The organism is Streptomyces sp. NPDC057136 (genome assembly GCF_042670885.1).
Lineage (GTDB): Bacteria > Actinomycetota > Actinomycetes > Streptomycetales > Streptomycetaceae > Streptomyces.
On record NZ_JBHUUV010000041.1, the window covers coordinates 16455 to 42115 of the forward strand.

The window sequence follows — 25661 nt, forward strand, 5'->3', positions numbered from 1 at the left end:
ATCATCCTTGGACGGGCCGCCCCGTCGGCCGGTACGCCGGGCGACGGGGTGGCCCTTTCGCGCTGTTCGGCGGCTTGCGGAGGGCGGCCGGGAGATAGGGTCGACGACTATATGAAGAGCAACCTCACACCCCTGGGGCCCAAGGCGGACAAGGACACCGTGCGACGTCACAATCTGAGCCTCGTGCTGCGGGCCGTCCGGGACGAGGGCGAGGCCGGGGACGCCACGAGGGCAGGAGTGGCCGGCCGGGTGGGGCTGACCCGGGCCGCCGTGTCCTCCCTGGTCGAGCAGCTCATCGACAGCGGATTCCTCACCGAGTCGGGCAAGACCTTCAGCGGGCAGGCCGGGCGTCCCGGTACGGCCCTCAAGGTGGCGCGTACGGGCCCGGCCGGCCTCGGCGTGGAGATCAACATCGACTACGTCTCGGTGTGCGTCGTGGATCTGGCGGGCACGGGACGGGTCCGCCAGACCGAGCACCTCGACAACCGGGGCGCACCGCCCGGTGAGGTACTGGCCCGGGCGGCGGGGATCGCCGCCCGCACCCTGGACTCGGCGCGCGAACAGGACCTGCACCCGGTCGGAGCGGCGCTCGCGCTGCCGGGCCTGGTGTCCGGTGGTTCGGTGCGCCAGGCGCCCAACCTCGGCTGGAACCAGGTACCGGCCGAGGAGCTGTTCGCGAGCGCGCTCGCCGGGCTGCGCCCCGGCCGGGCGGCGCTGCCGGTGAGCTCGGAGAACGAGGCCAATCTCGCTGCGCTGGCCGAGCTGTGGTTCGGCGGCCTCGACAAGGCGCGCAGTTTTCTCTATCTGACGGGCGAGATCGGGGTCGGCGGGGCCCTGGTGCTCGACGGCGAACTGCTGCGTGGTGCACATGGTTTCGCCGGGGAGATCGGGCATGTGGTGGTGGACCCGGCGGGTCCGCAGTGCCGTTGCGGTTCCCGGGGCTGCCTGGAGCAGTACGCGGGACAGGCCGCGCTGTTGCGGGCGGCGGGCATCGACGAGGGCGCCACCGGCCCGGTGGCCGAGCTGGAGAGACGTGCGCGGGCGGGCGACGCGCGTGCGGTGGCGGCGGTGGCGGAGGCCGGGCGCATGCTGGGCAGAGTGCTGTCGGGCGCGGTGAATCTGATCGACCCGGAGGCGGTGGTGCTCGGTGGCATCTACCGGAGCCTGATGCCGTGGCTCGCGCCGCCCGCCGACGAGGAACTGACGGGGAGAGTGGTCTCCGGCCTCTGGTCCCCTGGCAGCGGACGGCTGCGCGCCTCGTCCGTCGCGGGGGACGCGGCGCGGGGCGCGGCAGCCCTGGTGATGCAGGACGTGCTGGCCGACCCGGTGGCGTACGCGGGCCAAAACGAACCGAGGGTGTCACGATGACCGAGACCTGGGACCCCGCCGACGCGGGTGTGCTGACCTTGCCTTCCGGCCTGCTGGTGCGTGGACGGGGACTGCGCCGTCCGCTTCCCGACGGGGCCCTGCCCACCTTCGGGGTGTATCTGCTGGGCAAGGAGCCGGCGCCCGTCGCATGGGAATCGCGGTGGGTGCGCTGGCCCGACTTCCGGCTTCCCACGGACCGGCAACGGGCCCGGGAGGTCTTCGGCGAGGCGCTGGCGCGGGCGGCCACGGACCGCGTGGAGGTGGCCTGTGGCGGTGGCATCGGACGTACGGGAACGGCCCTGGCGTGCCTGGCCGTGCTGGACGGGGTCCCGGCGGACCAGGCCGTGGCGTTCGTCCGCCGCGCCTACTACCACCGCGCCGTCGAGACCCCCTGGCAGCAGCGGTTCGTGCGGCGCTTCGACGCCCTCGTGTAGGCGACGCCCTCGTACAGACATGGACGCGGGCGGGCGCGGGCCCGGGTGCGTACGACCGGTGTGGGAAGGAAACCGCCGTTTCCCTCCCACGCCCTCCGCAGACCCGCTCCCGCGCCCGGTTTCGTACGCGTCCCGGGTCAGCGCACCCCGAGCAGGTGGTCCATCGCCAGCTGGTCCAGGACCTCGAACGCCATGCCGCGCTCCGCCGCCGCCGTGATGTCGAACTCCTCGTACGCCGAACGGTCGGCGAGCAGTCCCGCCACCCCGTCCTCGGCGGTCGGCAGGGCCAGCTCGTCCAGGCGGGACGCGCGCAGCGCCTCCTGCACGGCCGGGTCCGCGCGGAAGGCCGCGGCGCGCTCCTTGAGGATCAGGTAGTTGCGCATGCAACCCTCGGCGGAGGCCCAGACGCCCGTGTAGTCCTCGGTCCGCGGCGGCTTGAAGTCGAAGTGGCGCGGGCCCTCGTAGCCACCGGTCTCCAGCAGGTCGACCAGCCAGAACGCCTGGCGCAGGTCACCGGCGCCGAAGCGCAGGTCCTGGTCGTACTTGATGCCGGACTGGCCGTTGAGGTCGATGTGGAAGAGCTTTCCGGCCCACATCGCCTGGGCGATGCCGTGCGGGAAGTTGAGCCCGGCCATCTGCTCGTGGCCGGTCTCCGGGTTCACGCCGACCAGCTCCGGGCGCTCCAGGCGCTCGATGAAGGCGAGGGCGTGGCCGATGGTCGGCAGGAGGATGTCGCCGCGCGGCTCGTTCGGCTTGGGCTCGATGGCGAAGCGGAGGTCGTAGCCCTGCTCCGTGACGTAGTCGCCCAGCAGGTCGAATGCTTCCTTCATCCGGTCGAGCGCGACCCGGACGTCCTTCGCGGCGCCGGACTCGGAGCCTTCACGCCCGCCCCACGCCACATAGGTGGTGGCGCCCAGCTCGACGGCGAGATCGATGTTACGGAGGGTCTTGCGGAGCGCGTACCGGCGCACGTCCCGGTCGTTGGCGGTGAAGGCCCCGTCCTTGAAGACCGGGTGGGTGAAGAGGTTCGTCGTGGCCATCGGCACCACGAGCCCGTTCGCGTCCAGCGCTTGCCGGAACCGCTTGACGAGCCCCTCCCGCTCCGCGTCCGTCGAGCCGAACGGGATCAGGTCGTCGTCGTGGAAGGTGACTCCGTACGCGCCGAGCTCGGCGAGCCGCTGCACGGACTCGACCGGGTCGATCGCCGCGCGGGTCGCGTCACCGAACGGGTCGCGTCCCTGCCAGCCCACCGTCCACAGACCGAAGCTGAACTTGTCCTCCGGTGTGGGCGTGAAGCGTTCCGTCATCGTCTGGCCGCCTTCGAGTGCTGTCGGGTCCGGTACCGGCAGCACCGGCCGACCCTATTTGTTCAGTGTCATGACTAATCATGCACGGGGCGCCCCGGCGACGTAACCCCCCGCCCCCACAAAACCGAAACAGGCCCTGGTCCAGGGCGCTGCGATCACGTAATTTGTTTGCGACACGATCAAATCTCCGAGTGCAGAGTTCCTCCGCACCGTTCCCCAGGCGAGAAGAGGTAGCCCATGCCGCCGCGCAGCGTCGTCATCGGCGTGGACAGCTCCACCCAGTCCACCAAGGCGGCGGTGACCGATGCCGTGACCGGCGAGCTGCTCGCCGTCGGCCGCGCCCCGCATACGGTCACCGGTGAGGGCGGGGCCCGCGAGAGCGACCCCGAGATCTGGTGGCAGGCACTGTCCCTGGCGGTGGCCGCCGGAATCAAGGAGTCCGGCGTCGGCGCCTGTGCCATCACCGGCCTCGCCGTCGCCGGGCAGCAGCACGGCCTCGTCGTGCTCGACCGGGAGGGCCGGCCACTGCGCCCGGCCATGCTGTGGAACGACACCCGGTCCGCCCCGCAGGCCACCGCGCTCACCGCGGCGCTGGGCGGCCCCGACGCCTGGACCGCACGCACCGGCTCCGTGCCGGTCGCCTCCCTCACCGCGACGAAATGGCAGTGGCTGCGCGAGAACGACCCCGGCGCCGCCGCGGCCGCCGCCGCCGTACGGCTCCCCCACGACTTCCTGACCGAGCGGCTCACCGGCACCGCCTTCACCGACCCCGGCGACGCTTCGGGCACCGGCTGGTACTCCACGGCCACCGGTGCGTACGACCCCGAACTGCTCACGCTCCTCGGCCTGGACCGGTCCCTGCTGCCGGAGGTGGCCGCCACCGGGGCGACCCGGACCGGTTCCCTGACCACCGCCGCCGCCGAGGCGCTCGGCCTGCCGGCCGGGATCGCCGTCGCGGCGGGCACCGGGGACAACATGAGCGCCGCCGTCGGCCTCGGCCTGGGCGGCGCCGGGCTCCTGGACCACCCGGTGCTCAGCCTGGGCACCTCGGGGACGGTGTTCGCCGCGTCCCGAACCCGGCCCGTCTCGGCGGCCCTCTCCGGCTTCGCCGCGGCGGACGGTACGTACCTCCCGCTGGCCTGCACCCTCAACTGCACGCTCGCCGTCGACAAGGTGGCCGCTCTCCTGGGCCTGCACCGCGACGACGCGACGCCCGGCGGCGATGCCGTACTGCTGCCCTACCTGGACGGCGAACGCACCCCCGACCTGCCCCTGGCGTCCGGCCTGCTCACCGGACTGCGGCACGACACGACCCCGCAGCAACTGCTGGGCGCCGCCTACGAGGGCGCGGCCTTCACCGTGCTGCGCGCACTCGACGAACTGCTGCGGGCCTGCGGGCTGGACCCGGCCGATCCCGCCGTCGCGGCCCGTCCGCTGCGGCTGATCGGCGGCGGGGCCGGTGGCCGCACCTGGCTGGAGACCGTGCGCCGCCTCTCCGGCCGCCCCCTCGTCGTGCCCGCCGGTGGCGAGCTGGTCGCCCGCGGCGCGGCGGCGCTCGCCGCTTCGGCGGCCGGCGGCGGCGATCCGGTGGCCGTGGCTGCCTCCTGGAACACCGGCGAGGATGATCGTCAACTCCCGCCGGTCGACCGGGACATGGACACCTGGGAGCGGGTCGGATCCGTGCTGGAGCGGACCGCCGGGCCCGTACTCGGAGGCTGAGACCGGGCCGCGAACGGGCCTTCGCCGCACGCGTTTTGGGATGCCACCCGATCTTCAATAAGATCCGGCGATGATCATAAGAAGACGGCTGCGGGCCGGAGTGTGCGTACTGCTCGCCACCCTGGCCGCGTGGCTCGGCACCGCCCTCCCTGCCGCCGCCGACGAACCCACCGGCACCACATCCCCCAAGGTCGAGCTGGTTCTCGACGTCAGCGGCTCCATGCGCGCCCGCGACATCGACGGCCAGTCCCGGATGGCTGCCGCAAAGCAGGCGTTCAACGAAGTGCTGGACGCGGTGCCCGAAGAGGTGCAGCTCGGCATCCGGACGCTCGGCGCCGACTACCCGGGCGACGACCGCAAGACCGGCTGCAAGGACACCAAGCAGCTCTACCCGGTCGGCCCGCTGGACCGCACCGAGGCCAAGACCGCGGTCGCCACCCTGGCCCCCACCGGCTGGACCCCGATCGGCCCCGCGCTGCTCGGCGCGGCCGACGACCTGGAGGGCGGTGAGGGCACCCGCCGGATCGTCCTCATCACCGACGGCGAGGACACCTGCGGCCCGCTCGACCCGTGCGAGGTGGCCCGCGACATCGCCGCACGCGGTGTGCACCTCGTCATCGACACGCTGGGCCTGGTGCCCAACGCCAAGATCCGCCAGCAGCTGACCTGCATCGCCGAGGCCACCGGCGGTACCTACACGGCCGTCACGCACACCGAGGAACTCTCCGGCCGCGTCAAGCAGTTGGTGGACCGTGCCGCCGAGCCCGTCGTCACCCCGGTGGCGACCGAGGGCGCCGACAGCTGTTCAGCGGCCCCGGCTCTCAAGGCGGGCCTCTACACCGACCGCGAGAAGTTCGGCGAGCACCGCTGGTACCGGGTGGATGTGCTGCCCGGTCAGGAGCTGCGCGCCTCGGTGAGCGTGGCGGCCGACCGTGCCGTCAACAACGACTACGGGGTCCTGCTGCGGGCCCTGACCGTGCACGGCCGCGAGATCGTCCGCGGTTCGGAGGCCGGCACGGGCCGTACGGATGTGATCTCGTCCGGGCTGCGCTACCCCAAGGCCGAAGAGGACGGCACGGACGACGAGGACCTGACTCCCGAGGCCGTCTGCCTCCAGGTCAGCAACTCCTTCTCGGCCCCCGCGTCGGTGAAGACCTCGCCCGGCCTTCCGCTCGAGCTGACCATCGACGTGGTGGACGCTCCGGACGAGTCCGCGGACGTGGCCGCTTTCGGCCTCGGCCGCGGCTGGTGGCTGCTCGGCGTACTGGTCCTGACCGGACTGGTCGCGGGCCTGCTGACCGGCTGGATCTCGCGCTGGCGCGTCGCCGTATGGAGGACCAACTGATGCGTACGACACGTGCACTGGCGAGCGGCCTGCTGGCCGGCCTCGCCCTGCTGAGCTCGGCGGGTTCCGCGACGGCCGTCGCCCCGTCGGTCCAGAAGACCGACGCGAGCCCCAGTACCAGCCCCGGCGTAGGAACGGACGGCGAGGCCGGACCCACGGAAGCGGGCACCACCTTCCGTACCGCCACCGCCGTCCAGCAGGGACAGCAGGCCACCGCCGAAGCCTCCACGGGTGACTACCTCTACTGGGTCTTCCCCGCCGACGCGGGACAGCGGGCGACCGTCCGCGCGAAGATCACGCTCCCCGAGAGCGCGACCCGGCACGGCGCGTCGACCTGGCAGATCGACGTGTACGACGGACTGCGGCGGCGGCAGGCGTGCATGTACGGCCACCAGACGCGCAAGGCGGCTGCGGACGCGGCCACGGTCGAGCTGACCTGTGTCCTGCGGACCGTACGTGCCTGGTCGGAGCCGTGGGCCGACGATCCGCTGCCCGGCAGCTACTACGTACGCCTCACGGTCCTCGATCTGCCCGCGACGGACCTCGGGCTCCCGGTGGGTACGGAGCTGGAGGTCACGTCCGTCGACGGGGGCGGCGCCCATGACGTGGACGGCGCGCTCGCCGAGCCGCTCGTTCCCGGCGCGTCCTCCGTGGCGCAGGCCTCGGACGACGGCACCTCGCAGGACCGGGTCTCGCTCGGCAGCGAACCGGAGGACGGCTGGGGCTCCGGCTGGTGGACGGACCGCTGGCTGTGGACCGTGGGCGGCGGCGTGCTCGGTGCGCTGGCAGCCGTCTTCGGCTACTCCCTGACGCGCGGCAACGGCCGTCCGTCCCGGGTGCCCGCGGGCGTCTGACCGACTGTCACTCAGGACGGGTGCGGCGCCGTGCCGGATCCGTCCTGAGTGGCAGGCATTCGAAAGTTTCGGGCGACCGCAGAGCCCCCACCGCTGTTCTCGCCGTCCTAGGCTCGCCCGGAATCCTGCTGTCCGCCCCAGAGCGAAGGAATCCCGGCTGTGACGACGAGCCGTTCCTCGGCCGACCCCGGCACCCCTCCCGTTTCCGGCTCCGGCCGCCTCCGAGTCGACCAGGTGGAAAACGTCGACTCCGTGGAGAACTTCGACTACGTGGAAAGCCGTTCCCCCGGTGAGGGCCGTCTCGCGCCGCGTGCCGGTTTCGCCTCCGACGCGGCGGTCCTCGGACTCGACGGCGTGTGGAGCTTCCGGCTCGCCGCCGGGCCGCACGATCTGACGCCGGGGTTCGAGGACCCGGCGCTCTCCACGGCGGAGTGGGAGACCATCGCCGTACCCTCCTGCTGGCAGCTGGACGGGATTCCCGGCCCGCCCGGCCGTGGTGCGCCCGCCTACACGAACCAGGTCTTCCCCTTCCCCGTGGACCCGCCCCGTGTGCCCGATGCCAATCCCACGGGTGAGTACCGGTACGCGTTCGCCCTGCCCGAGGACTGGCCCGGCACGGGCGGCGCGAGTGTGCTGCGTTTCGAGGGCGTCGATTCCTGCTTCGCCGTCTGGCTCAACGGGACCCGGCTCGGCGACGGCAAGGGCAGCCGGCTGCCCACCGAATTCGATACGGCCGGGGAGCTGCGCCCCGGCCGCAACGTCCTCGCCGTACGGGTGCACCAGTGGTCGGCGGGCAGCTATCTGGAAGACCAGGACATGTGGTGGGTCTCCGGGATCTTCCGTTCCGTCCGGCTGCTGCACCGCCCGGACGGCGGGGTGCGCGACCTGTTCGTCCACGCCGACTTCGACCATGTGTCGGGTGAGGGCATGCTGCGCGTCGACGCCGACGCGGGCCCCGGCGCCCGGGTCACCGTCCCGGAGCTGGCGCTCGACCTGGCCGTCGGCGAGAGCGCGCGGCTGCCCGTCGAACCCTGGACCGCGGAGACCCCCCGGCTGTACGACGCCGTGCTCGTCACCGATACGGAACGCGTCCCGCTCCGCATCGGCTTCCGTCGTGTCGAGGTCGCCGACGGTCTGCTGACCGTCAACGGCCGGCGCATCCTGCTGCGCGGGGTCAACCGCCACGAGTGGCACCCGGAGACCGGCCGGACGCTCGACCGCGAGACGATGCTGCGTGACATCGAGCTGATGAAGCAGCACAACATCAACGCCGTCCGCACCAGCCACTACCCGCCGGACCGGACCTTCCTCTCGCTCTGCGACGAGCTGGGTCTCTGGGTGATCGACGAATGCGATCTGGAGACACACGGCTTCCACCTCGTCGGATGGCGGGACAACCCGAGCGCCGACGTGCGCTGGCGGGAGGCGTATCTCGACCGGATGAGCCGCATGGTCGAGCGCGACAAGAACCACCCCAGCGTCATCATGTGGTCCCTCGGCAACGAGGCGGGCACGGGCGACAACCTCCGCGCCATGGCCGAGTGGACACGCGAGCGCGACCCCGGCCGCCCGATCCACTACGAGGGCGACTGGGACAGCGGCTACGTCGATGTCTACAGCCGGATGTACGCCGACCACGACGAGACCGACCGGATCGGCCGCCGCGCCGAGGAGCCGACGACCGACCCGGAACTGGACGCACACCGGCGCGGGCTGCCGTTCATCCTCTGCGAGTACGCGCACGCCATGGGCAACGGCCCGGGTGGACTGAGCGAGTACCAGCGCCTCTTCGAGCAACACCCGCGCTGCCAGGGCGGATTCGTCTGGGAGTGGGTCGACCACGGAATCCGGCAGCGTACTGCCGACGGCCGCGAGTTCTTCGCGTACGGGGGCGACTTCGGCGAGGTCGTGCACGACAGCAACTTCGTCGCCGACGGTCTGGTCTTCCCCGACCGGACGCCGTCCCCGGGGCTCGTGGAGTACAAGAAGGTCATCGAACCCGTGACCATCGGCATCGACGCCGACGCCCGTACGGTGTCCGTGCGCAACGGTCAGGACTTCGCGGACACCGGGCATCTGCGCTGGATCTGGCAGATCGAGGACGACGGAAAGCCGTGCGCCAAGGGCGAGTTGAGCGTCCCGTCGGTGGCCGCGGGCGAGAGCGCCTTCATCTCCTGGCCCGAGGAGTTCACCGCCACCGCGGCCGAGGGCGAGCGGTGGCTCACCGCGCGCGCGGTACTCGCCAAGGACCAGCCCTGGGGCGCCGCCGGCCACGAAGTGACCTGGTCCCAGCACCAGTTGGCGTCGACCCCGACTGCACGGCCGCAGGGGCCGGCACTCGCCCCGGTGCGGGACGGCGACATCGTCACGCTCGGACCGGCCGCGTTCGACGAACGCACCGGCCGGCTGATCCGGGTCGGCGCGCATGCCGTCGAGGGTCTGCGGCTGGATCTGTGGCGTGCGCCGACCGACAACGATCTGCGCGGCTGGCGCGGCTCGGTCGCCGAGAAGTGGCGTGCGGCCGGTCTCGACCGGCTGGAACACAAGGTGCTCGCCGTGGAGTTCGACGGTGCCGGGCTCGTGGTGCGGACCCGGGTGGCGGCGGCCGGTACGGATGCCTCGATGGCCGCCGACTACCGCTGGTCGGTGCGGGCGGACGCGCCGGACGAGCTGTGGCTCGGACTGGAGGTACGGCCGCAGGGCGACTGGCCGTTCCCCCTCCCCCGGCTCGGTGTACGGGCCGCCGTCGCCGGTGCGCTCTCGACCGTGACGTGGTTCGGTGCGGGCCCGGGTGAGGCGTACGCGGACACCCGTGCCGCCGCCCGCGTGGGGCGGTTCACGTCCTCGGTCGAGGGTTTGCAGACCCCGTATCTCTTCCCGCAGGAGAACGGCAGCCGCGCGGACGTCCGGTGGGCACGGCTGACGGACGGGGAGGGGGCGGGGCTGCTCGTCCTGGGCGCCCCGCACGTCGCCCTCACGGCACGGCCCTGGACCAGCGAGGAGCTGGACGCGGCCGGGCATCCCACGGATCTGGTCACGGGCGATGCCGTGCACCTCCATCTCGACCTCGCCCAGCAGGGCATCGGCAGCGCCTCGTGCGGCCCCGGCGTCCTGCCCGCACACCGGCTGCTGCCGGGTCCTGCGGTCCTGACCGTCGGATTCCGGGCACTGGAGGTCTGACGCGGTCCGGGTGCGCGTCCCCTTCGGGGGAGGGGACGCGCACCCGGACCCGGGGATCACTTGGCGTACAGCAGGGTCCCGAATCCCAGCTGGTCGAAGCCACCGCTGTTGGGCCCGTAGTCCCCGCCACCGCCCTCGGGCCTGCTCTTCTCGGCCATGGCGGTGATGTACGGGACGGCAAGGCCGCGGCGGCGTGCGTAGTGGTAGTGGAGCATGTCCCACACCGGCCGGACCTGTCCGCGTGAGATGTCGGAGACGACGGTGTGCTCCCGGTAGGCGCAGTTCTGACCGGTGCCCCACCCGTAGGTGGTGAAGGGCACGCTCTGGCCGAGGTTGTACTTGGCGACGTACTGCGCGGCCTTCATGAACCGGTTGTCGTCATAGCCGTAGAGGTCGTCGCCCTGGCTCCAGGCCATCTCGCATATGGCCCCCATCTGTCCCATGCCCATCATGGTGTGGCCCTGGTCGCGACCGGATTCCTGCCACTGCGCGAGTCCTTCGTCCGCTCCCCCGAACACGAAGGGGACGGCCTTCTTGATCGAGCCGTTGCCCGCGCCGTTCTTGAAGTAGTCGACGGCGCGGTCGTACAGGGCCGCGTCGTCGCAGAGGATGCCGATAGCCATCACCGAGGCCATGTTGCAGAGGTCCCAGTTGGCCCAGTAGTTGGTGATGCAGGCGTCGTTGTGGCCGGTGAGGAACTGCTCGTTGAGCGGGTGGAAGACGTTCTTCAGCATCGTGCGGGCCGCGTCCAGGCGGAAGCCCGGGTAGTCGCGCATCAGCTCGGCGGCGTTGGCGAACTGCCAGCCGTACAGTCCCGCGGCCAGGAACCGGTCGGCGTTTCCGGTGATGCCGGTGAGCGTGGCCGACCAGGCGTTGATGATGTCGCGGGCGCAGTCGCCGTGCGCGGTCGTCCCGGCGATCTTCCAGCGCAGCGCGTTCTGGTAGGCGGCGTGGATGTCGTTGTAGAGCGTGCCGTAGTTCTCCCCGGTACCACCACGTATGACGGTCTCGCGCGGGTTGGGGGTCCAGGTGGACTGTGCGTGGGGGTTGGCCGTCAGTCGCTGCCAGCCGGCCAGCCAGGGATCGTTCCCCGCGGCGACCCGTACCTTCGCCCGGTTGAGCTCGCCGTAGGCGTGCAGCATGCCGGGGTGGGTGAACACGGCGGGTGCGGCGCCGGCGGTGACACCGGTGAACAGGGCCGCTGCGCCGCCGACGGCCCCGGCGGCGGCGAGGCCGCCGGTGAGTCCGAGGAGGCTGCGGCGGCTCAGCCGGTGGGTGGGTGCGCGGCGGGTGGAGTGTCGTGACATGGGGGGATCTCCGTTCAGGTGGGGGGTGTTGAGGGGGGTTGGGGGCCTCAGCCGCCGTGCTGCCTCGTCACGTGGCGCAGGCCGCCGAGGAGGTGGGTACGGAAGACCGGATCGCGGTACGCCTCGCCGGTGTGGCCCAGCGCGGTGTAGAAGACGGGGGCGCCCTCGTGTTCGTGGGTCCAGACGAGGGGATGGTCGGCGCCCATGCCGCCGCCCTCGTAGCTGGACTCGTCGGCGGAGGCCAGGACACGCACCGTGGACCGCGGGCTGGTGCGGAAGTCGTACCACTCGTCGGTGAAGTCCCAGGTGGCGCCCAGGTGTCCGGTGGCGGGGTGGTCGTGGTCCTCGACCGTGACGGTCCCGGGCTGAAGCTCCGGGTGGCGGGCGAACCGGGCGCCGAGGAGCGCGCCGTAGAACGGCCAGTCGTACTCCGTACAGGCCGCCGCGTGCACCCCCATGAAGCCGCCGCCCCCCGCGCAGTGCGCCCGCAGCCCGGTGCACCCCGCGGCAGTGAGGACGTCGCCGCTGGTGGAGAGGAACACCACGGCGGTGTACGGGCCGAGTCCGTCCGCGAAGACGTCGGGGTCCTCGGTGGCGTGCACGGCGATGCCGTGTTCCGCGCCGAGCTCCTGGAACGCGGCGATCCCGTCGGGGATCGAGTCGTGCCGGTAGGCGGTGGTCCGGGTGAAGACCAGCACTGCGGAGAAGCTGCGGGAGGGCATACGTGCTCCGGGGACGAGGGCGATCCCCCATGATGTGCGGCGCGGGAACGTGGAGTCGCACCGAAGCCCGTGATACGAAACTTTCGCTCGGCCGGACCACCAGCCGTCCCAGACCGCGACCCTTTACGCTCGCCTCCATGCCACCGCACCCGGTCCACCTCCACCACACCGATCGGCCCGGAAATGGCCCCACGCTGCTGCTGGTGCACGGCTGGGGCGGCGACGGCGCCGAGTGGTCCGCGCACCGCCGGCTGTGGGTCCACCGCCGTGTCGTCGTTCCCGATCTGCGGGGTCACGGCCGTTCCCCGCGCCCCCGGTCCGGCTACGGCCCCCGCGACTACGCGGCCGACCTCGCCGCGCTGCTCGATGAGCTGGGGACGGGACCGGTGGTGGCCGTGGGCCATTCCATGGGCGGCCAGGTCGTCACCGCTCTCGCCGTCGAACACCCCTGGCTCGTACGGGCGTTGGTGGTTCTCGATCCGGCGTACGGGGCGGACGCGGCGGAGCTTCAACGCCTCCCCGGGGAGCAGCGCGCGCTGCGCGCCGAGGGCCCGGCCTGGGCGGTGCGGTTCCTCGCCGGCGCCTTCCGCGCCGATGCACCGGACGGCCTGCGGGCCGTCCGGGCCCGGCACGAGACACTGATGGGCGCGATGAACCCGGAGGTTCTGGCGCTCAGCCGCGACGGCATGTATCTGGCGCCGGACGCCTTCGGGGCGCGGGACGCCGCCGCCGCGTATCTGGCGCGGCGGCGCTGCCCGGTCCTCGCGGTGTACGCGACGCACCGGGCAGCCGTCTGGGAGCGGACCACGGCTGCCCCCGCGTGGTCGCGGACCGTGGAGTGGGAGGGCTGCGGCCACTATCTGCACGAGGAACGGCCGCGCGCACTCGTCGAGTTGGCCGACGAGTGGACGCGTGCCCTCCCATCCCCGCACGGTTCCTGATCCCTTCCGTCAGTCCTCGTCGGGCAGGTAGGACCAGAACTCCACCTCGGCCAGATTCGCCCGGCCGTCGTGGTTGTCGTACAGGCGGAGCCTGCGGTACGAGGCCCGTTCGGCGAGCTTCGCCTCGTACCACTGGCCGTCCGTGACCTCGCCGATGGTGTGCAGGGCCGTCCAGTCCGTGCCGTCGTCCGAGCCCTGGAGGACGGTGCCCCTGGCGCGGGCGGCCTGGCCGGAGCGGGGCAGGACGCGCAGGGAGTCGACGGTCAGTGGCCCGGCGTCACCCGCGTCGATGTCGATCCAGCTCTCGGCCGCGAGCGTGTCCGTGTAGGTGGTGGCGCTGCCGTCGAAGGCGCGCCAGCCGTTGGACGCCTTGGTGCCCGTCCCCGGCCATTCGACGGTCGATGCCACGACCATCGCCGGGGTGACCGGGAATTTGCGCAGCAACGAGTCGATGGGCACGAGGAGTTCGTACGCGGCGTGGACCGCGTCGATCAAGGCGTCCTCGTCCGCGCCCGGCTTGCCGCCCGCCGTCCCGATGCGGGCGATCTCCGCCGTGAACGCGGCGTAGCTGCGTTTCGTCCAGTCGGCCGGGTCCTTCCGGCCGGCGTCGGCCAGTACCTCGGCGAGTGTCTGGGCGCGGGCGGCCACCGCATCGGTGGTGGTGCGGGTGCCGCCGCCCGCCAGGGCTGCCGTGACCTTGTAGTAGCGCGTGCCGTGGCGGAGCCGTTCGTCCGTGTGGGCGAAGGCGGTGGTCGAGGTGACCGGTGTTTCCCAGTCCGCGAGCTTCTTCGTCGGGTCGGTGGTGCGGTGGAGGGTGAACGCGACGGCGTCCTCCGGCTTGTTCCAGCGGATCACCGCGGTATCGCCCGTGCGCTCCACGAAGGCGAGCACCGAGTTCGCCGGGACCGGGTCGAGGGCCACCGCGCCGAAGGTGGCGTCGCCCGTCGCGGAGAGACCCGTGTGCACGGCGTAGGGGAGGGGGGTGAAGAGGGAGCCGATCGAGGTCCAGAGCTTTCCGTCCGCGCTGACCTGCGCCTGGACGCGGTGGGTGGACAGGTCGCGGACGAGGCGCAGATATGGGGTGGCCGCCACGGTGTGGCCGGTCGGCCCCGCGGTCAGGGGGCTGCGCAGGTCGTCCTGCCAGTCGTGGCGGCTGTCGCGGGTCCGGTTGCGCAGAACGAGGTTTCCGTCGGCGTCGGGGCCGAAGGAGAGGTAGCGGGCGTTGGCGGCCGTCCGGTCGCGGAGCATCAGTCCGGTGAGCGGGCCCCGATGGGCGTCGATGCGCGCGGTGAGGGCGAAACTGCCTTCGGCTGGGCGGCTGACGTAGTGGAGCGCGTCCTCGATGTCCCGTTCCAGGAGCCGGTTGTCGTCGCCTTCGGCCGGTCCGGCCCCCTTGGCTCCGATGACCCGGAAGGTGGTGCCGCGGGCGGTGGTGCTGCCGTCCCTGGCAGATCCGAACGCGTCGTCGCGCCAGCCGGAGCGGACGAGACCGGGCGAGGCGGAGGGTTTCAGTGCCGCGCGCACGGCATGGGAGGCCCAGCCCCGGCCGTGTGCGTTCACGGCGGTGACGGTGTAGTAGTACGTGCTGCCCGGCCGTGCGGTGGAGTCGAGGAAGTACCGGCCGCTCGCCTTGGGTGCGAGGAGTGCGTACGGGCCGCGGCTGCGGCCGGCCCTGCGGACCTCGTAGTGGGTGGCGCTCGCGGTGGTCTGCCAGGTCACGGCGACGGCGCCGTCCCCGGGAAGTGTGTGGACGAAGTCGACGTGAGCGGGTGCCGGGGCGCCCTGGTCGGAGGCTTCGGCCAGCCTGAGTACGTAGCCCCGCCGGGGCGCGATCTCCACCGCGCCCTTGACGACGGGGAGTTCGTCGCCGGTGACCAGGTCGACGACGGTGGCGCCGGGGTGGTCGGAGGGCAGCTCGACGGTGAAGGTCTGCTCGTTCCCGTACACCGCGCGCGTGGTGTTGAAGACGAAGAGGTACCGGCCGTAGCGGGCGGTCAGCAGGTCCGGGTAGCCGGAGTAGGCGGTGTCGGCCTCGAAGTTGTCGCGGTGCACGGTGCCGACGCCCGGCTGGAAGGTGATCGGGGCGATCTCCCCGGCGAGGGCCTGGGGTGCGGCGCCGTCCTTCGTCTGCTGGTCCTCCATGAAGTCGACGTCGATGTTGTCGTGCCGGACCCAGTAGTCCTCGTACCGGAAGCGGGCGTTGGTCTGGATCTGCACGATGTTGTCGTGCGTGCCGTTGATGACGTGCAGCCTGCCGTTGCGGGCGAAGCCGCGCTGGCGCTCGTTGAGCTGGCCGAACAGCCGCAGGTCGCCGTCGCGCAGGGAGACGAACATGCAGTCCACGTCCACCCAGGCGAAGCGGGTGTAGTCGGCCGGGTCGACGCCGAGCGCCTTGATCTCGGCCGGGGTGTAGTAGGCGAAGTCGGTGTGCGGGTGGACGACGCCGGCCGGTTCGCGGTCCTTGAGGTAGGCGTAGGTGGCGGCGAGCTTCAGGTCGCAGTTCTTCTTCGCCATGACGGCCGAGAAGGTGTTGAAGTACTGGTGATCGGCGAGCTGTTGCTGGGCGTATCCGACGGCGGCGCGGGCGTGCTGCCAGGTCTCCTTCCACCCGGCGCCCCGGTAGCGGTCGGCGTGGTCCTTCATGTGCTTTTCGAGGGAGACGTAGTTGAGGATCTTCCCTTCGGAGATACGGAGCGCGTAGCCGGGGAATCCGGGGTAGTTGGCGTTGCGCTCGTCGATCACCATTTCCATGCGCATGACACGCTTGAGCTTGTCGTCGAGGTCCGTGTGGCGGGCGTGGCCGCGGGCGTTCAGGTTGCGCAGGGCGAGCTTGAGGATCTGGTCGTTGAGGTCTTCGTCGCCCTTGTGGCCCCAGGTGCGGTGGAACCACTCCGGGAGGTAGTTCGTCGACTCGCCGTAGTTGGCGACATAGCCGTTCTCCCGGGTCAGCCCGGCCGCGCTGATCGTGGTGAAGTGCTTGCCGAACGGCAGCCGCCGTACGACGTCCCCCCGGGCGTCCCGCTTGCTCTTCGCGAGGCCCTTGATGACGTAGCGGACGTAGTCCTCGGTCCAGCGGGCCGTGCTGTCGTGGTAGAAGAGCGAGTGGTAGAGGTCAAGTTCCTGGCCCCCGGGTCCGACGAGGACCTCCTCGCCCAGGAACGGCAGCCAACCGAGGGCCTCCCCGGCGATGCGGTGGCTGCGTTCCTTGCCCTCGTAGAACGCCGACCCGATGACCCGCAGCCCCTCGTGGGCCTCCCAGGCGCCCTCGTAGGTGTACATCACCTGGTTGTAGATGTACGAGAGCCGGGAGCGCGCGTAGTCGAAGTTGGCCTTCAGGACCCGGCCCCAAGCGGCGCGCCTGGTGAGCGGCCCGCCGTCGAAGTCCACGTCCGCCAGTGAGGTGTCACCCTCCGTCGTCCCCGTGACGAACGGCTCGTCCAGGTAGGCGTCGAACGCATCCGTACCGAAGACATCGTTGTCGGCGAGCAGGTTCTCGACGAGGTAGAGGGCCTCGCCGAGCGCACCGTAGTAGCCGCCCCAGTCGCCCTGGTGTCCACCGCGGGCGAGCAGCTTCGTGTTGCCGTAGTAGTCCCTGGTGTGGTTGTCCACGCACTTCAGGACACGCCCGACGGCCGCCCTCCGCGCCTCGGGCGTCGCCGCCGGGCACCACTCGGCGGTGAGCGCGGAGGCGTAGAAGCGCAGCTCGTCCTGGTACCGGACGATCGAGAGCCGCCCGTCGGCCGAGGCGTCGACCTTGGCCGAGTAGTCGTCGAACAGCTTGATCTGGGCGGCCAGATAGCCGTCGACCAGTGCCTGCTTCTGCACGTCGGAGAGGTCGGCGACGGCTTCGGCCGGCGGGGTGAAGTCACCCTGCGGCTCGCCCGTGACGTCCAGCAGGGCCCCGGTGTGGGTGTAGGCGCGGTGGTAGCCGCGCGACTCCTCGGTGACGTTCTTCGCAAAGCCGCTGTCGTACGTGCGCAGCGTGATGCGGACCCGGTCCCGGCCCCGGGTGGACTCCAGGGGCAGCATCACCGTGTTGTAGAAGAAGCGGCCCACCAGCGGCTGGGAGCCCCCGATGTTGATGGCCTCGTAGTCGCCGGAGCGGCGGTAGCCGATCTGTTCGCCGTTGATGTAGGCGATGGTCTTGTACGTGGAGGTGTCACCGCCCCAGAACTTCACCGTCAGATAGTTCTGCGCGACGGGGTCGGTCCTCATCGTGAAGACGAGTTCACCGCCCTTGATGTCGGGGGTGGCGAGGGGCTGCGCGACCCGGGCCCGGTCGCCCGCGTGGCCGTCGGTGACCGTGGTCGATTCGGCGGCGAGCGTGTGCGCGGACTCGGAGCCGGATTCGCCGAAGTCCAGGGTGTCCAGTGGGCCCGAACGGGCCTCGGGAGCGGTCTCGGCGGCAGCGGCGGCCGGTATGCCGGAGGTCCATAGCCAGCCGCTCGCGGCGATCGTGCCGGTCGTGGCGGCGGCGGTGCACAGCACTGATCTCCGGCTGATCTCGGTGCTCATGGGGTTCGTCCTCTCAGAGCTGCGGGAAGGGAAGGGTGCGCATGCGGGCAGGGGGGACCGGCCCGGCGCGCACGGCGCCGGGCACGGGGGTCCCGCGGAGGGTGCTACTTGAGGGAGCCGAGCGTGACGCCCGAGCGCCAGAAGCGCTGCATCGAGATCATCAGGACGACCATCGGGATGAGCGACAGCATCGAGCCGACGACGACCATGCCGGTGAGGTCGGCGGAGGCGTCCACCTTGACCTTCAGCCAGGAGTAGAGCCCGACCATCACGGTCCACTTCTCCGGCGTCCGCAGAAACACCAGGGGCCCGAAGAAGGAGTTCCAGGAGCCGACGAAGCCGAGCAGGAAGACGGTGGCGGCGCCCGTCGACATCAGCCGCGCCCCGATGGTGAAGAAGATGCGGTACTCCCCCGCCCCGTCGATGCGGGCCGCCTCCAGCAGTTCGGGCGGGATCGCACCCTCGGCATACACCTTGGCGAGATAGACGGAGAAGGCGTTGAAGAAGCTCGGCGCGATGATCGCCCAGGGGGTGTCGATCATCTGGAGATCCGTGTAGAGCAGGAAGGACGGGATGGTGAGCAGGGCGTGCGGCACCAGGAAGGAGCCGATGATGCAGCCCATCAGGATGCCCCGGCCCTTGAACTCGTACATCGCGAGGCCGTAGCCGCAGGCCACACAGAGCAGCGTCATTCCGGCGGTGCCCACGACACCGTAGAAGATGGTGTTCCACATCCACTTCAGGAAGATGCCGTCCTGGTACGTGAACAGTTGCCGGAGGTTGTCCATGAGGTGCATCTCGGAGAACCACAGGCCGTTGGTCGTGTACAGGTCGCGCTGGCTCTTGGTCGCGGAGACGATCAGCCACCAGATGGGGGCCAGCGAGTAAATGGTGAAGAACACCAGGCCACCGATGACGAGGGCCTTGGTACGGGTGGTGTGACGGACCCGGCCCGTGCCGGTGCGCGGGGCCACCGGCCGGCGGCGTCCGGTCTTGACGGGGGACGTCCTGGGGTCGTCGAGCGTTGCTGTCATGAGGTGGGCGCCTTGTTCGTGAGCCGGTAGAAGAGCGCGGAAGCGGCGCCGACGACCAGCGCCAGGATGATCGACAGTGCAGCCGCGTAGTTGAAGTTGCCCTGCTGGAAGGCCCAGTCGTAGATGGCCATGATCGGGGTGAAGTCGCGGGTGATGGTCTCCGGAGTCATCGACTTGAAGAGCATCGGGTCGCTGAAGATCTGGAGGGTGCCGATGATGCTCAGTACGGAGGTGAGCACCAGCGACCTGCGCACCAGCGGCACCTTGATCGACCAGGCGATGCGCCACTCGGACGCGCCGTCGATCCGGGCGGCGTCGTAGACACCCATGTCGACGGAGCGCAGTGCCGCGTAGACGATGAGCATGTTGAAGCCGATGCCGCTCCAGGCCATCAGATTGCCGATGGACACCCAGATCAGCTCGCCGCTGTAGAAGTCCGCGTCGATGCCGAACAGGGCGAGGAACGGGGTGAGGGGCCCGACCGCGGGGCTGTAGAGATAGATCCAGATGAGGGTCGCGACGATCCCCGGGATCATGTACGGGACGAGCAGCGGGAGCCGGAATCGGTCGGCGACGCGCTGGGCGGCGGCGTCCAGCAGCAGGGCGAGACCCACGCTGGCCACCTGGATCAGCGGGATGCTGACGACCGCGAAGAGGGCGACGCGCAGCATCGAGGCCCAGAAGCGGTCGTCCGTGAAACCCTGGACGAAGTTGTCGAGGCCGACGAACTCGACCGTCTTCTCGCCGAAGCCGAGACCGGACCCCTTCTCCGTGTACAGGCTCTCCTTCAGCGCCATGACCATCGGGGTGACCGTGAAGAGGGCGAACCCGAGGAAGAACGGGACGGTGAACGAGGCCCCCTTGAGGGCCATGATCCGCTGCCAGCGCAGACGCGGCGGCCGCAGGGCGGGCTCGGTGGAGGCGGAGGCGTCCATGGTGTGGCTCACGGTTGCGGCTCAGCCTTCGACGTTGATGTTCTTCGACTTCAGGTCCTTGACGGTGAACTCCTGAAGGTGCTTCAGCGCCTGCTCCACCGTGGTCCTCTTGGTGACGATGCGGGCCCACTGGTCCTGCAACTCTGCGAAGACACCGGTGTAGTTGGGGCCGACGGTCCAGGAGTCCCTGGCAGCCTCGACGGACTTCAGGATCACGCCCCTGGCGGCGTCCTTGCGCGGACCGAAGAGCTTCTCGGGGACGGCGGAGTCGACCCACGGCGTCACATCCGGAAGCGCGCCCGGCCAGGAGTACTGCTTGGTGTCCTTCTGGTAGGTGGCGTCGATGGCTTCCTTGGTGCTGTTCATCCACACCCCGGCCTCGACGGCCTCCTTCACATGCGCACACCCCTTGGGTATGAGGAGCCCGCTGCCTGCGCTGTGCGCCGGGGTGGTGAACTGCGCCGCGTCGGAGAACTGCGGGAGGTCGATCGGCTCCCAGTCGCCCAGCGACTTCTTGTAGTTGAGCTCGTAGTTCGGCAGCTGCCAGGTCTGGGTGGGGAGCGAGACCATCTTGCCGGAGTCGAAGTAGTTGATCAGCGCCGGACGGTCCTGGTACGTCTGGTTGGCCACCATGTCGTTGTCGACGAGCTGCTGCACGATGTCGGCCGCCTTGAGAGTCTCGGGCGAGAGGAAGTCCACCTTCCACGCGTCACCGGACTGCTTGTACCAGGTGCCGCCGGCCTGCTGAACCAGGTTGACCAGCGTCGAGGGGTCCTCACCGGCCAGGTTCATCACATAGACGCCGTGCTTCTTCAGCGCCTTCCCGGCGGTGATCAGCTCGTCCCAGGTCTTCGGGGGCTGGACGCCGTACTTGTCGTACACCTTGCGGTTGATCATCAGGAACGAGGGGTTGAAGCCGGTCGGCACGGCGAAGTACTTGCCGCCCGCCTGTACGGCCGGCAGGGCCGCCTCGTTGAAGAGGCCCTTCTTCGCGTACGGCTCGAACTCCTCGGTGATCTCGGAGAGCAGGCCCTCGCCGACCAGGCCGGGCACCTCGCCGAAGTTCTTCACCAGACAGGGCACGTCCTTCCCCGAGGCGACGACATTGCGCACGTTCTGCGCGGTGCCCGGATTGTCGGCCTGCTTGACGAGCTTGATTTTGATGTCGTCGTGCGTGGCGTTGAACTTCGCGGCCACGGGCTCGGTGTACTTGCTCTCCTCCCACGACCACCATTCGACAGTGACCGGTCCCTTCGAGGCCGCGTCCTCCGTGTCGTCACCGCTGCCGCAGCCGGTCAGTACGACGGAGAGCGCCGCAGCGCTCGCAACGGCCGTTCTCAGGTGCTTGCCGTTCATGACCCCTCCTCGGGGATACTTCTGGGGGTGGTGGTGTGACCGTAGAAATCGGTCTCTATGGAAGCTAGAGCCGCGTCCATGGCCGGGCAAGATGTCACACGGGAAAATCTTGCGTTACGGGGAAGAAACTGCTCCATGTGCGATATTTCGAACCGTTCAGGGTCCCTGAGGGCATGCTTCGGCCACTCAAGCGGGGTGCGGTGGCCGGGAGTTGCTCAGAGATCGGTTTCTAGAACGGTCGGAGCGGGACGCGTTGTCGGGGCGTACGGGTGGTTCGAAATGTGCGGGCCCGGACGTGCGGACGGTCAGCGGCGGGGGCCGCGCGTCGATCCGCGTACCACGATGTGCGTACCGAGCATCTGGTGCTGGCTCTCCGGGAGTTCGTCCCGGTGCAGCGCGAGCCGGACCGCGGTGCGGCCCAGCTCCTCGTGCGGGATGCTGACGGTGGTCAGAGCGGGCACGACGTCGATCGCCACCGGCACGTCGTCGTACCCGACCACGGACACGTCGTCGGGCACCCGCACCCCTGCCTCGCGCAGTGCCTGCATGGCACCGGCGGCGACCATGTCCGTGGCGGCGAAGACCGCGGTGAAGTCGGCCTTGTCGGCCAGTAGCTTGCGGATCCCCTGATAGCCGTACGAGCGCGAGAAGTTGCCCTCGCGGAGCAGGTCGGGATCAGGGGTGAGGCCCAGCATCTCGTGCGCGCGGTGGAAGCCGTCGAGACGCTGCCGGCTGGTGCTCAGACCGGGTACGACGCCGAGGTAGGCGATCCGCTGGTGCCCGGAGCTCAGCAGGTGGGTGGTCATCGCGAAGGCGCCGCCCTCGTTGTCGTACTCGACGACGGTGGCGGGCACCCCCTCGCCGAGCGGCGGGCGGCCGACCAGCACGAGGCGCGACCCGGCCCGGTCCAGAGCGTGGGCGAAGTGCGTCATCCGGTCCTGGTAGGTCTTGTCCTCCCAGGCGCCGCCGACGACGATCACCGCGTCCGCGCGCTGTTCGCGCATCATCTCGACGACGGCCAGCACCCGCTGGGGGTCGCCGTGCGTGGTGCAGAGCATGCACAACCGGCCCTCGGCCGACGCCTGTTCCTCCACCCCACGGGCGATATGGGCGTAGAACGGTCCGGTGACGTCGTCCACGACGAAGGCCACTGTTTTGTTGGTGGCGCCGCCGAGGGCGCGTGCGTGTGCGTTGACGACGTAGTCGAGGTCACGCATCGCGCGCAGCACCCGGGTCCTCGTCGCCGCGGCCACCGGATACGTGCCGCCCAGGACGCGGGAGACCGTCGAAGCGGAGACCCCGGCGCGCTTGGCGACGTCCCTGACCGTGGAGGCATCGCTGCCGGTGGCGCCTGGCGCTTTTCTGTCCACGTGTCCGTTCCCCTGTCCCCTGCCCCGGCCCGGAATCAGTCCCTGTCCCGGCACCCGGCCTGCTGCGTGTGCGCTCACGATAGTGGAGCCCCGTCCCGGGTCAGCCGCCACAGCCTCGCGGACGGCGCCGACGGCGCCGACGGCAGAGTGACCCGCAGCCTCCCGCCGACGGGGTCGAGGACGGCCTCCCCCGGCGCACCGACGGGATAGACCGATTCCACCCGGGTCGTCCCGGCCGGCACCGGCAGTTCGCGTACGGTCTCGTCCCCTCCTCTGCGCCAGACGGCGAGCAGTGTCTCCGTGCCGGTGTCGAGGGCGAGGGCGAGCCAGTCGTCGCGCCAGCCGGGCAGCCCGAGCGGCCAGGACGGCAGGGCATGGGCGAGGGACCGGCGGTAGCCGCGGTACGCCGTGACGGCGTCGGTGACCAGTCCCGTCTGCCGCGGATCGAGCAGGTCGAGGCGCCCGCTGAGGTGGATCCGGCCGAGCATGGCGGACACCATCGTGAAGGTGATCTCCTCGTCGCTCCATGCCGCGTCCGGATAGGCCCAGACGGCGCCCTGTTCCGGAGGTACGGCCGTGGGCGCGGCGGCGGCGACGGCCGCGATGAGCAGGGCGTCCTGCTGATCGGTGAGCGACTGGACGGGGACGTGGGCGAGGGTGGCGTGGTCGATGCGCATGCCACCGGCCGCGCAGCCCTCCACGACGAGGCCGGGATGCCGGTCGTGAACTCCGTCGAGCCAGCGGAGATAGGCGCGGTTGTGTTCCAGGAGGCCGTGCCCGGGATCGTGCGGGGAGCTGTCCGTACCGGCGCCGATGTCGATGTTGTAGTCGAACTTGAGGTAGCCGAGGCCGAATTCGGTGACGAGCCGGTCCACCGCCGCGTCGAGGTGGGCGACGGCCGCGGGGTGGCGCAGGTCCAGCTGGTGGCGGCCCCATTCGGTGATCCGTTCGCCGCCCCGGCGGAAGAACGCCTCGTCGGGCAGGGTGGGGACGATCCCGCTGCGTACGCCGACGACCTCGGGCTCCAGCCAGAGTCCGGGGATCATCCCGGCCGACTTGATGGCGTCGGTCACCTCGGCCAGTCCGCCGGGGAAGCGGGACCTGGACGGCTCCCAGGCGCCGACCGCGTCCCACCAGCCGGGTACGCCGCCCGCGCCGGGGCCCGCACGCTCGTCGTCGTACCAGCCGGCGTCGATACAGAAGTATTCGGCGCCCGTGACCGCGGCGGCCCGGACGAGGGGGAGCAGCCGTTCCGTGGTCGGGTCGCCGAGCAGGCAGTTCATGAAGTCGTTGAAGACGACGGGGAGTTCGACGGTGTCGGGGTGCGGGCGGCGTACGGCCCGCCGGTGGCCGGTGAGGGCGGCGAGCGCTTCGTCCCGGCCGGCGGCGAGCGCGAGGGTGGCGCGGGCGGTGGTGAAGGTCTCCCCAGGTGCGAGGTGCACGGCCCACTGGTGTTCGCGCTGGGCGGGTCCGGACAGCAGCAGGTAGAGCTCGTCGTGCCGGTCGGCCAGTTCGGCGAGCCAGGAGCCGTTGTGCTCGATCTGCCAGGCCAGGGTGGCGTCGGGGCCGGTCAGCCAGCCCATGGGGAGCCGTTCGGACGAGGGCCAGGAGCCGGTCCCGGTCAGGGCGATGCGGTTCTTGGTGCCCGTCTGCCCGTAGCGGGTCATGCCCGTGTCGATCAGCCCGGCGTCGGCGAGCGGTACGCCGCGCCAGCGGTATTCGCCGCTCCACGGGTTGTCCGCGGTCCACAGCTCCATGTCGCGCTCCCAGCGGGGCGCGCCGAGCGCCGAGCCGAGGCCGGCGAGGACGAAGCTGCTGACGCTCTCGGCACGTACCTCCTGGGAGCCCGCGGTGATCTCCGCCCAGGCGGTGACGACGGGCTGCGCGCCGGTGAGCCGGTAGTGGGCGGCGACCCGCAGGTCCGTCTCCGGGTCGCGCAGCCGTACGGTCAGCTGCTCGGCAGTCGCCTCGTGACCGGCGTAGCGCATCCGTGCCGACACGAGGCTGTCGACGTGCCGGGTGCCGGACGTGCCGCTGCGGCCGTGTCCGGCGAGCTCGATCTCGACGAGCGGGAGGGCCGCACGGCCGGCGGTGGAGCCGTTGAGGCCGGTGAGGCGTACCCGCCCCTCGGGCTCGGTGGTGAAGTGGAGGGTCAGGGCCTCGTTGCCCCAGGTCTCGATCATCGCTACGTCTCCTGCCGCGCCCGGGCTCATGCCGCACGTTCCAGGGAGGCGCGGTCGATCTGGTGGGAGAGCGGCAGTCCGTGCAGCAGCCGTTCCAGTTCCTCGGCGACGCAGAGCCCCAGCCGGGCCAGTTCGTTGCCGTGGGAGCCGGCGAGGTGCGGGGTGAGGAAGGCGTTTGGCAGGTCGAAGAGCGGCGACGCCGACGGCAGGGGTTCGGGGTCGGTGACGTCGAGTACGGCGGCGATGCGGCCCGCGCGCAACTCCTCGACCAGGGCGTCCGTGTCGACGAGGCTGCCGCGTGCGGTGTTGATAAGCACCGCGCCGTCGGGCATCAGGGCCAGTTCGCGGGCGCCGACGAGATGCCGGGTCTCCGGGGTGGCGGGGGCGTGCACGGTCACGATGTCGCTGCTGCTCATCAGCGCGTCCAGGCTCATCGGGGTGACCCCGAGAGCGCTCGCTTCGGCGGCGTCCACGTACGGGTCGGCGAGGGCGATCCGGAAATCGAAGGGGCGCAGCAGCTCGATGAGCCGGCGCCCGATCCGGGAGGCGCCGACGATGCCGATCCGGCGCCCGAAGTTGCCGATGCCGGGCATGACTTCGGCGAGGGTGAACGAGCGCGCGGCACGGTAGCGGTCGCGGGCGGCGAAGAGGTCCTTGCCCACCAGCATGATCATGCCGAGGGTGTACTCGGCGACGGGCAGCGCGTTCGCGTCGGCAGCGGACGAGACGACGGTGCCGCGCTCCCAGCAGCCGGGGCCGATCAGGCCCTTGACCGATCCGGCCGCATGCAGGACGGCTCGCAGCCGGGGCGCCGCCGCCAGCACGGCCGCGTCGACCGGCGGACTGCCCCAGCCGGTGATGAGAATCTCGGCCTCGGCGAGGGCGGCGCGCACCCCGTCGTTGCCGGGGCGGTCATCGAAGGATTCGGCGATCAGCGTGGGGTCGATGTCCACGACGGCCCGGACGCGCCGCAGCACATCGGGCGGAAAGAGCGACGGCAGGTTCTCGGCACTCATGGCGAACAACGCCAGGGGACGCTCAGGCAAGGGAAGTGGCCTCCGGCTCATGTTCTTGCGCACCTCATCGAGGCA

At 70.9% G+C, this 25661-nt stretch carries 17 protein-coding genes; 7 read left to right on the top strand and 10 right to left on the bottom strand.

What is annotated here, in order from left to right; all coding sequences use genetic code 11:
* Positions 1 to 111: 111 nt before the first annotated feature.
* Positions 112 to 1368: an ROK family protein gene (locus ACFT7S_RS32930; RefSeq protein WP_382738247.1), complete on the top strand. Its 1257-nt coding sequence runs from the start codon at positions 112 to 114 to the stop codon at positions 1366 to 1368.
* A complete protein-coding gene (locus tag ACFT7S_RS32935; protein ID WP_382738250.1) occupies positions 1365 to 1802 on the top strand; it encodes a protein-tyrosine phosphatase family protein in 438 nt (145 codons plus the stop codon). The genes ACFT7S_RS32930 and ACFT7S_RS32935 overlap by 4 nt, the downstream gene beginning before the upstream one ends.
* 137 nt (positions 1803 to 1939) lie before the next feature.
* Here ACFT7S_RS32935 and xylA read toward each other — a convergent pair whose 3' ends face one another.
* A complete protein-coding gene (gene xylA / locus ACFT7S_RS32940) occupies positions 1940 to 3109 on the bottom strand; it encodes a xylose isomerase (RefSeq protein WP_382738319.1) in 1170 nt (389 codons plus the stop codon).
* A 237-nt stretch (positions 3110 to 3346) separates the two neighbouring features.
* Here xylA and xylB point away from each other — a divergent pair, with 237 nt between their 5' ends.
* From xylB to ACFT7S_RS32960, 4 genes are all read left to right on the top strand, one after another.
* On the top strand, positions 3347 to 4828 hold the full coding sequence (gene xylB, locus ACFT7S_RS32945) for a xylulokinase (protein ID WP_382738253.1): 1482 nt from the start codon (positions 3347 to 3349) through the stop codon (positions 4826 to 4828).
* Between the two features lie 70 nt (positions 4829 to 4898).
* Positions 4899 to 6173 carry a VWA domain-containing protein gene (locus ACFT7S_RS32950; protein WP_382738256.1) on the top strand — a complete coding sequence of 425 codons (1275 nt, stop codon included), beginning with the start codon at positions 4899 to 4901 and terminating at the stop codon, positions 6171 to 6173.
* Entirely contained in the window at positions 6173 to 7027 is an 855-nt protein-coding gene (locus ACFT7S_RS32955; protein ID WP_382738259.1) for a hypothetical protein, read from the top strand. The genes ACFT7S_RS32950 and ACFT7S_RS32955 overlap by 1 nt, the downstream gene beginning before the upstream one ends.
* A 234-nt stretch (positions 7028 to 7261) precedes the next feature.
* Positions 7262 to 10207, top strand: a complete 2946-nt coding sequence (locus tag ACFT7S_RS32960) for a glycoside hydrolase family 2 TIM barrel-domain containing protein (protein ID WP_382738322.1) — start codon at positions 7262 to 7264, stop codon at positions 10205 to 10207.
* 56 nt (positions 10208 to 10263) lie between these two features.
* On the opposite strand, the gene ACFT7S_RS32965 is transcribed toward ACFT7S_RS32960, so the two are convergent.
* The gene (locus ACFT7S_RS32965) at positions 10264 to 11514 is read right to left on the bottom strand and encodes an alginate lyase family protein (RefSeq protein ID WP_382738262.1); all 1251 of its coding nucleotides are present in this window, start codon (positions 11512 to 11514) and stop codon (positions 10264 to 10266) included.
* A gap of 47 nt (positions 11515 to 11561) precedes the next feature.
* A complete protein-coding gene (locus ACFT7S_RS32970; protein WP_382738264.1) occupies positions 11562 to 12236 on the bottom strand; it encodes a ThuA domain-containing protein in 675 nt (224 codons plus the stop codon).
* Positions 12237 to 12373: 137 nt separating this feature from the next.
* Here ACFT7S_RS32970 and ACFT7S_RS32975 point away from each other — a divergent pair, with 137 nt between their 5' ends.
* Complete coding sequence (locus tag ACFT7S_RS32975) at positions 12374 to 13177, top strand: alpha/beta fold hydrolase (RefSeq protein ID WP_382738267.1); 804 nt, start codon at positions 12374 to 12376, stop codon at positions 13175 to 13177.
* Positions 13178 to 13186: 9 nt separating this feature from the next.
* Here ACFT7S_RS32975 and ACFT7S_RS32980 read toward each other — a convergent pair whose 3' ends face one another.
* From ACFT7S_RS32980 to ACFT7S_RS33010, 7 genes are all read right to left on the bottom strand, one after another.
* Entirely contained in the window at positions 13187 to 17692 is a 4506-nt protein-coding gene (locus tag ACFT7S_RS32980) for a Tat pathway signal protein (RefSeq protein WP_382738270.1), read from the bottom strand.
* A 104-nt stretch (positions 17693 to 17796) separates the two neighbouring features.
* Entirely contained in the window at positions 17797 to 18726 is a 930-nt protein-coding gene (locus tag ACFT7S_RS32985) for a carbohydrate ABC transporter permease (protein ID WP_382738273.1), read from the bottom strand.
* Positions 18723 to 19673, bottom strand: a complete 951-nt coding sequence (locus tag ACFT7S_RS32990) for a carbohydrate ABC transporter permease (RefSeq protein ID WP_382738276.1) — start codon at positions 19671 to 19673, stop codon at positions 18723 to 18725. The genes ACFT7S_RS32985 and ACFT7S_RS32990 overlap by 4 nt, the downstream gene beginning before the upstream one ends.
* Before the next feature lie 9 nt (positions 19674 to 19682).
* Entirely contained in the window at positions 19683 to 21017 is a 1335-nt protein-coding gene (locus ACFT7S_RS32995) for an ABC transporter substrate-binding protein (RefSeq protein ID WP_382738279.1), read from the bottom strand.
* Positions 21018 to 21322: 305 nt separating this feature from the next.
* Positions 21323 to 22387 carry a LacI family DNA-binding transcriptional regulator gene (locus tag ACFT7S_RS33000; RefSeq protein ID WP_382738282.1) on the bottom strand — a complete coding sequence of 355 codons (1065 nt, stop codon included), beginning with the start codon at positions 22385 to 22387 and terminating at the stop codon, positions 21323 to 21325.
* Between the two features lie 74 nt (positions 22388 to 22461).
* Entirely contained in the window at positions 22462 to 24570 is a 2109-nt protein-coding gene (locus tag ACFT7S_RS33005; protein WP_382738284.1) for an alpha-galactosidase, read from the bottom strand.
* A 26-nt stretch (positions 24571 to 24596) separates the two neighbouring features.
* Positions 24597 to 25616 carry a hydroxyacid dehydrogenase gene (locus tag ACFT7S_RS33010; protein ID WP_382738287.1) on the bottom strand — a complete coding sequence of 340 codons (1020 nt, stop codon included), beginning with the start codon at positions 25614 to 25616 and terminating at the stop codon, positions 24597 to 24599.
* Between the last annotated feature and the right edge of the window lie 45 nt (positions 25617 to 25661).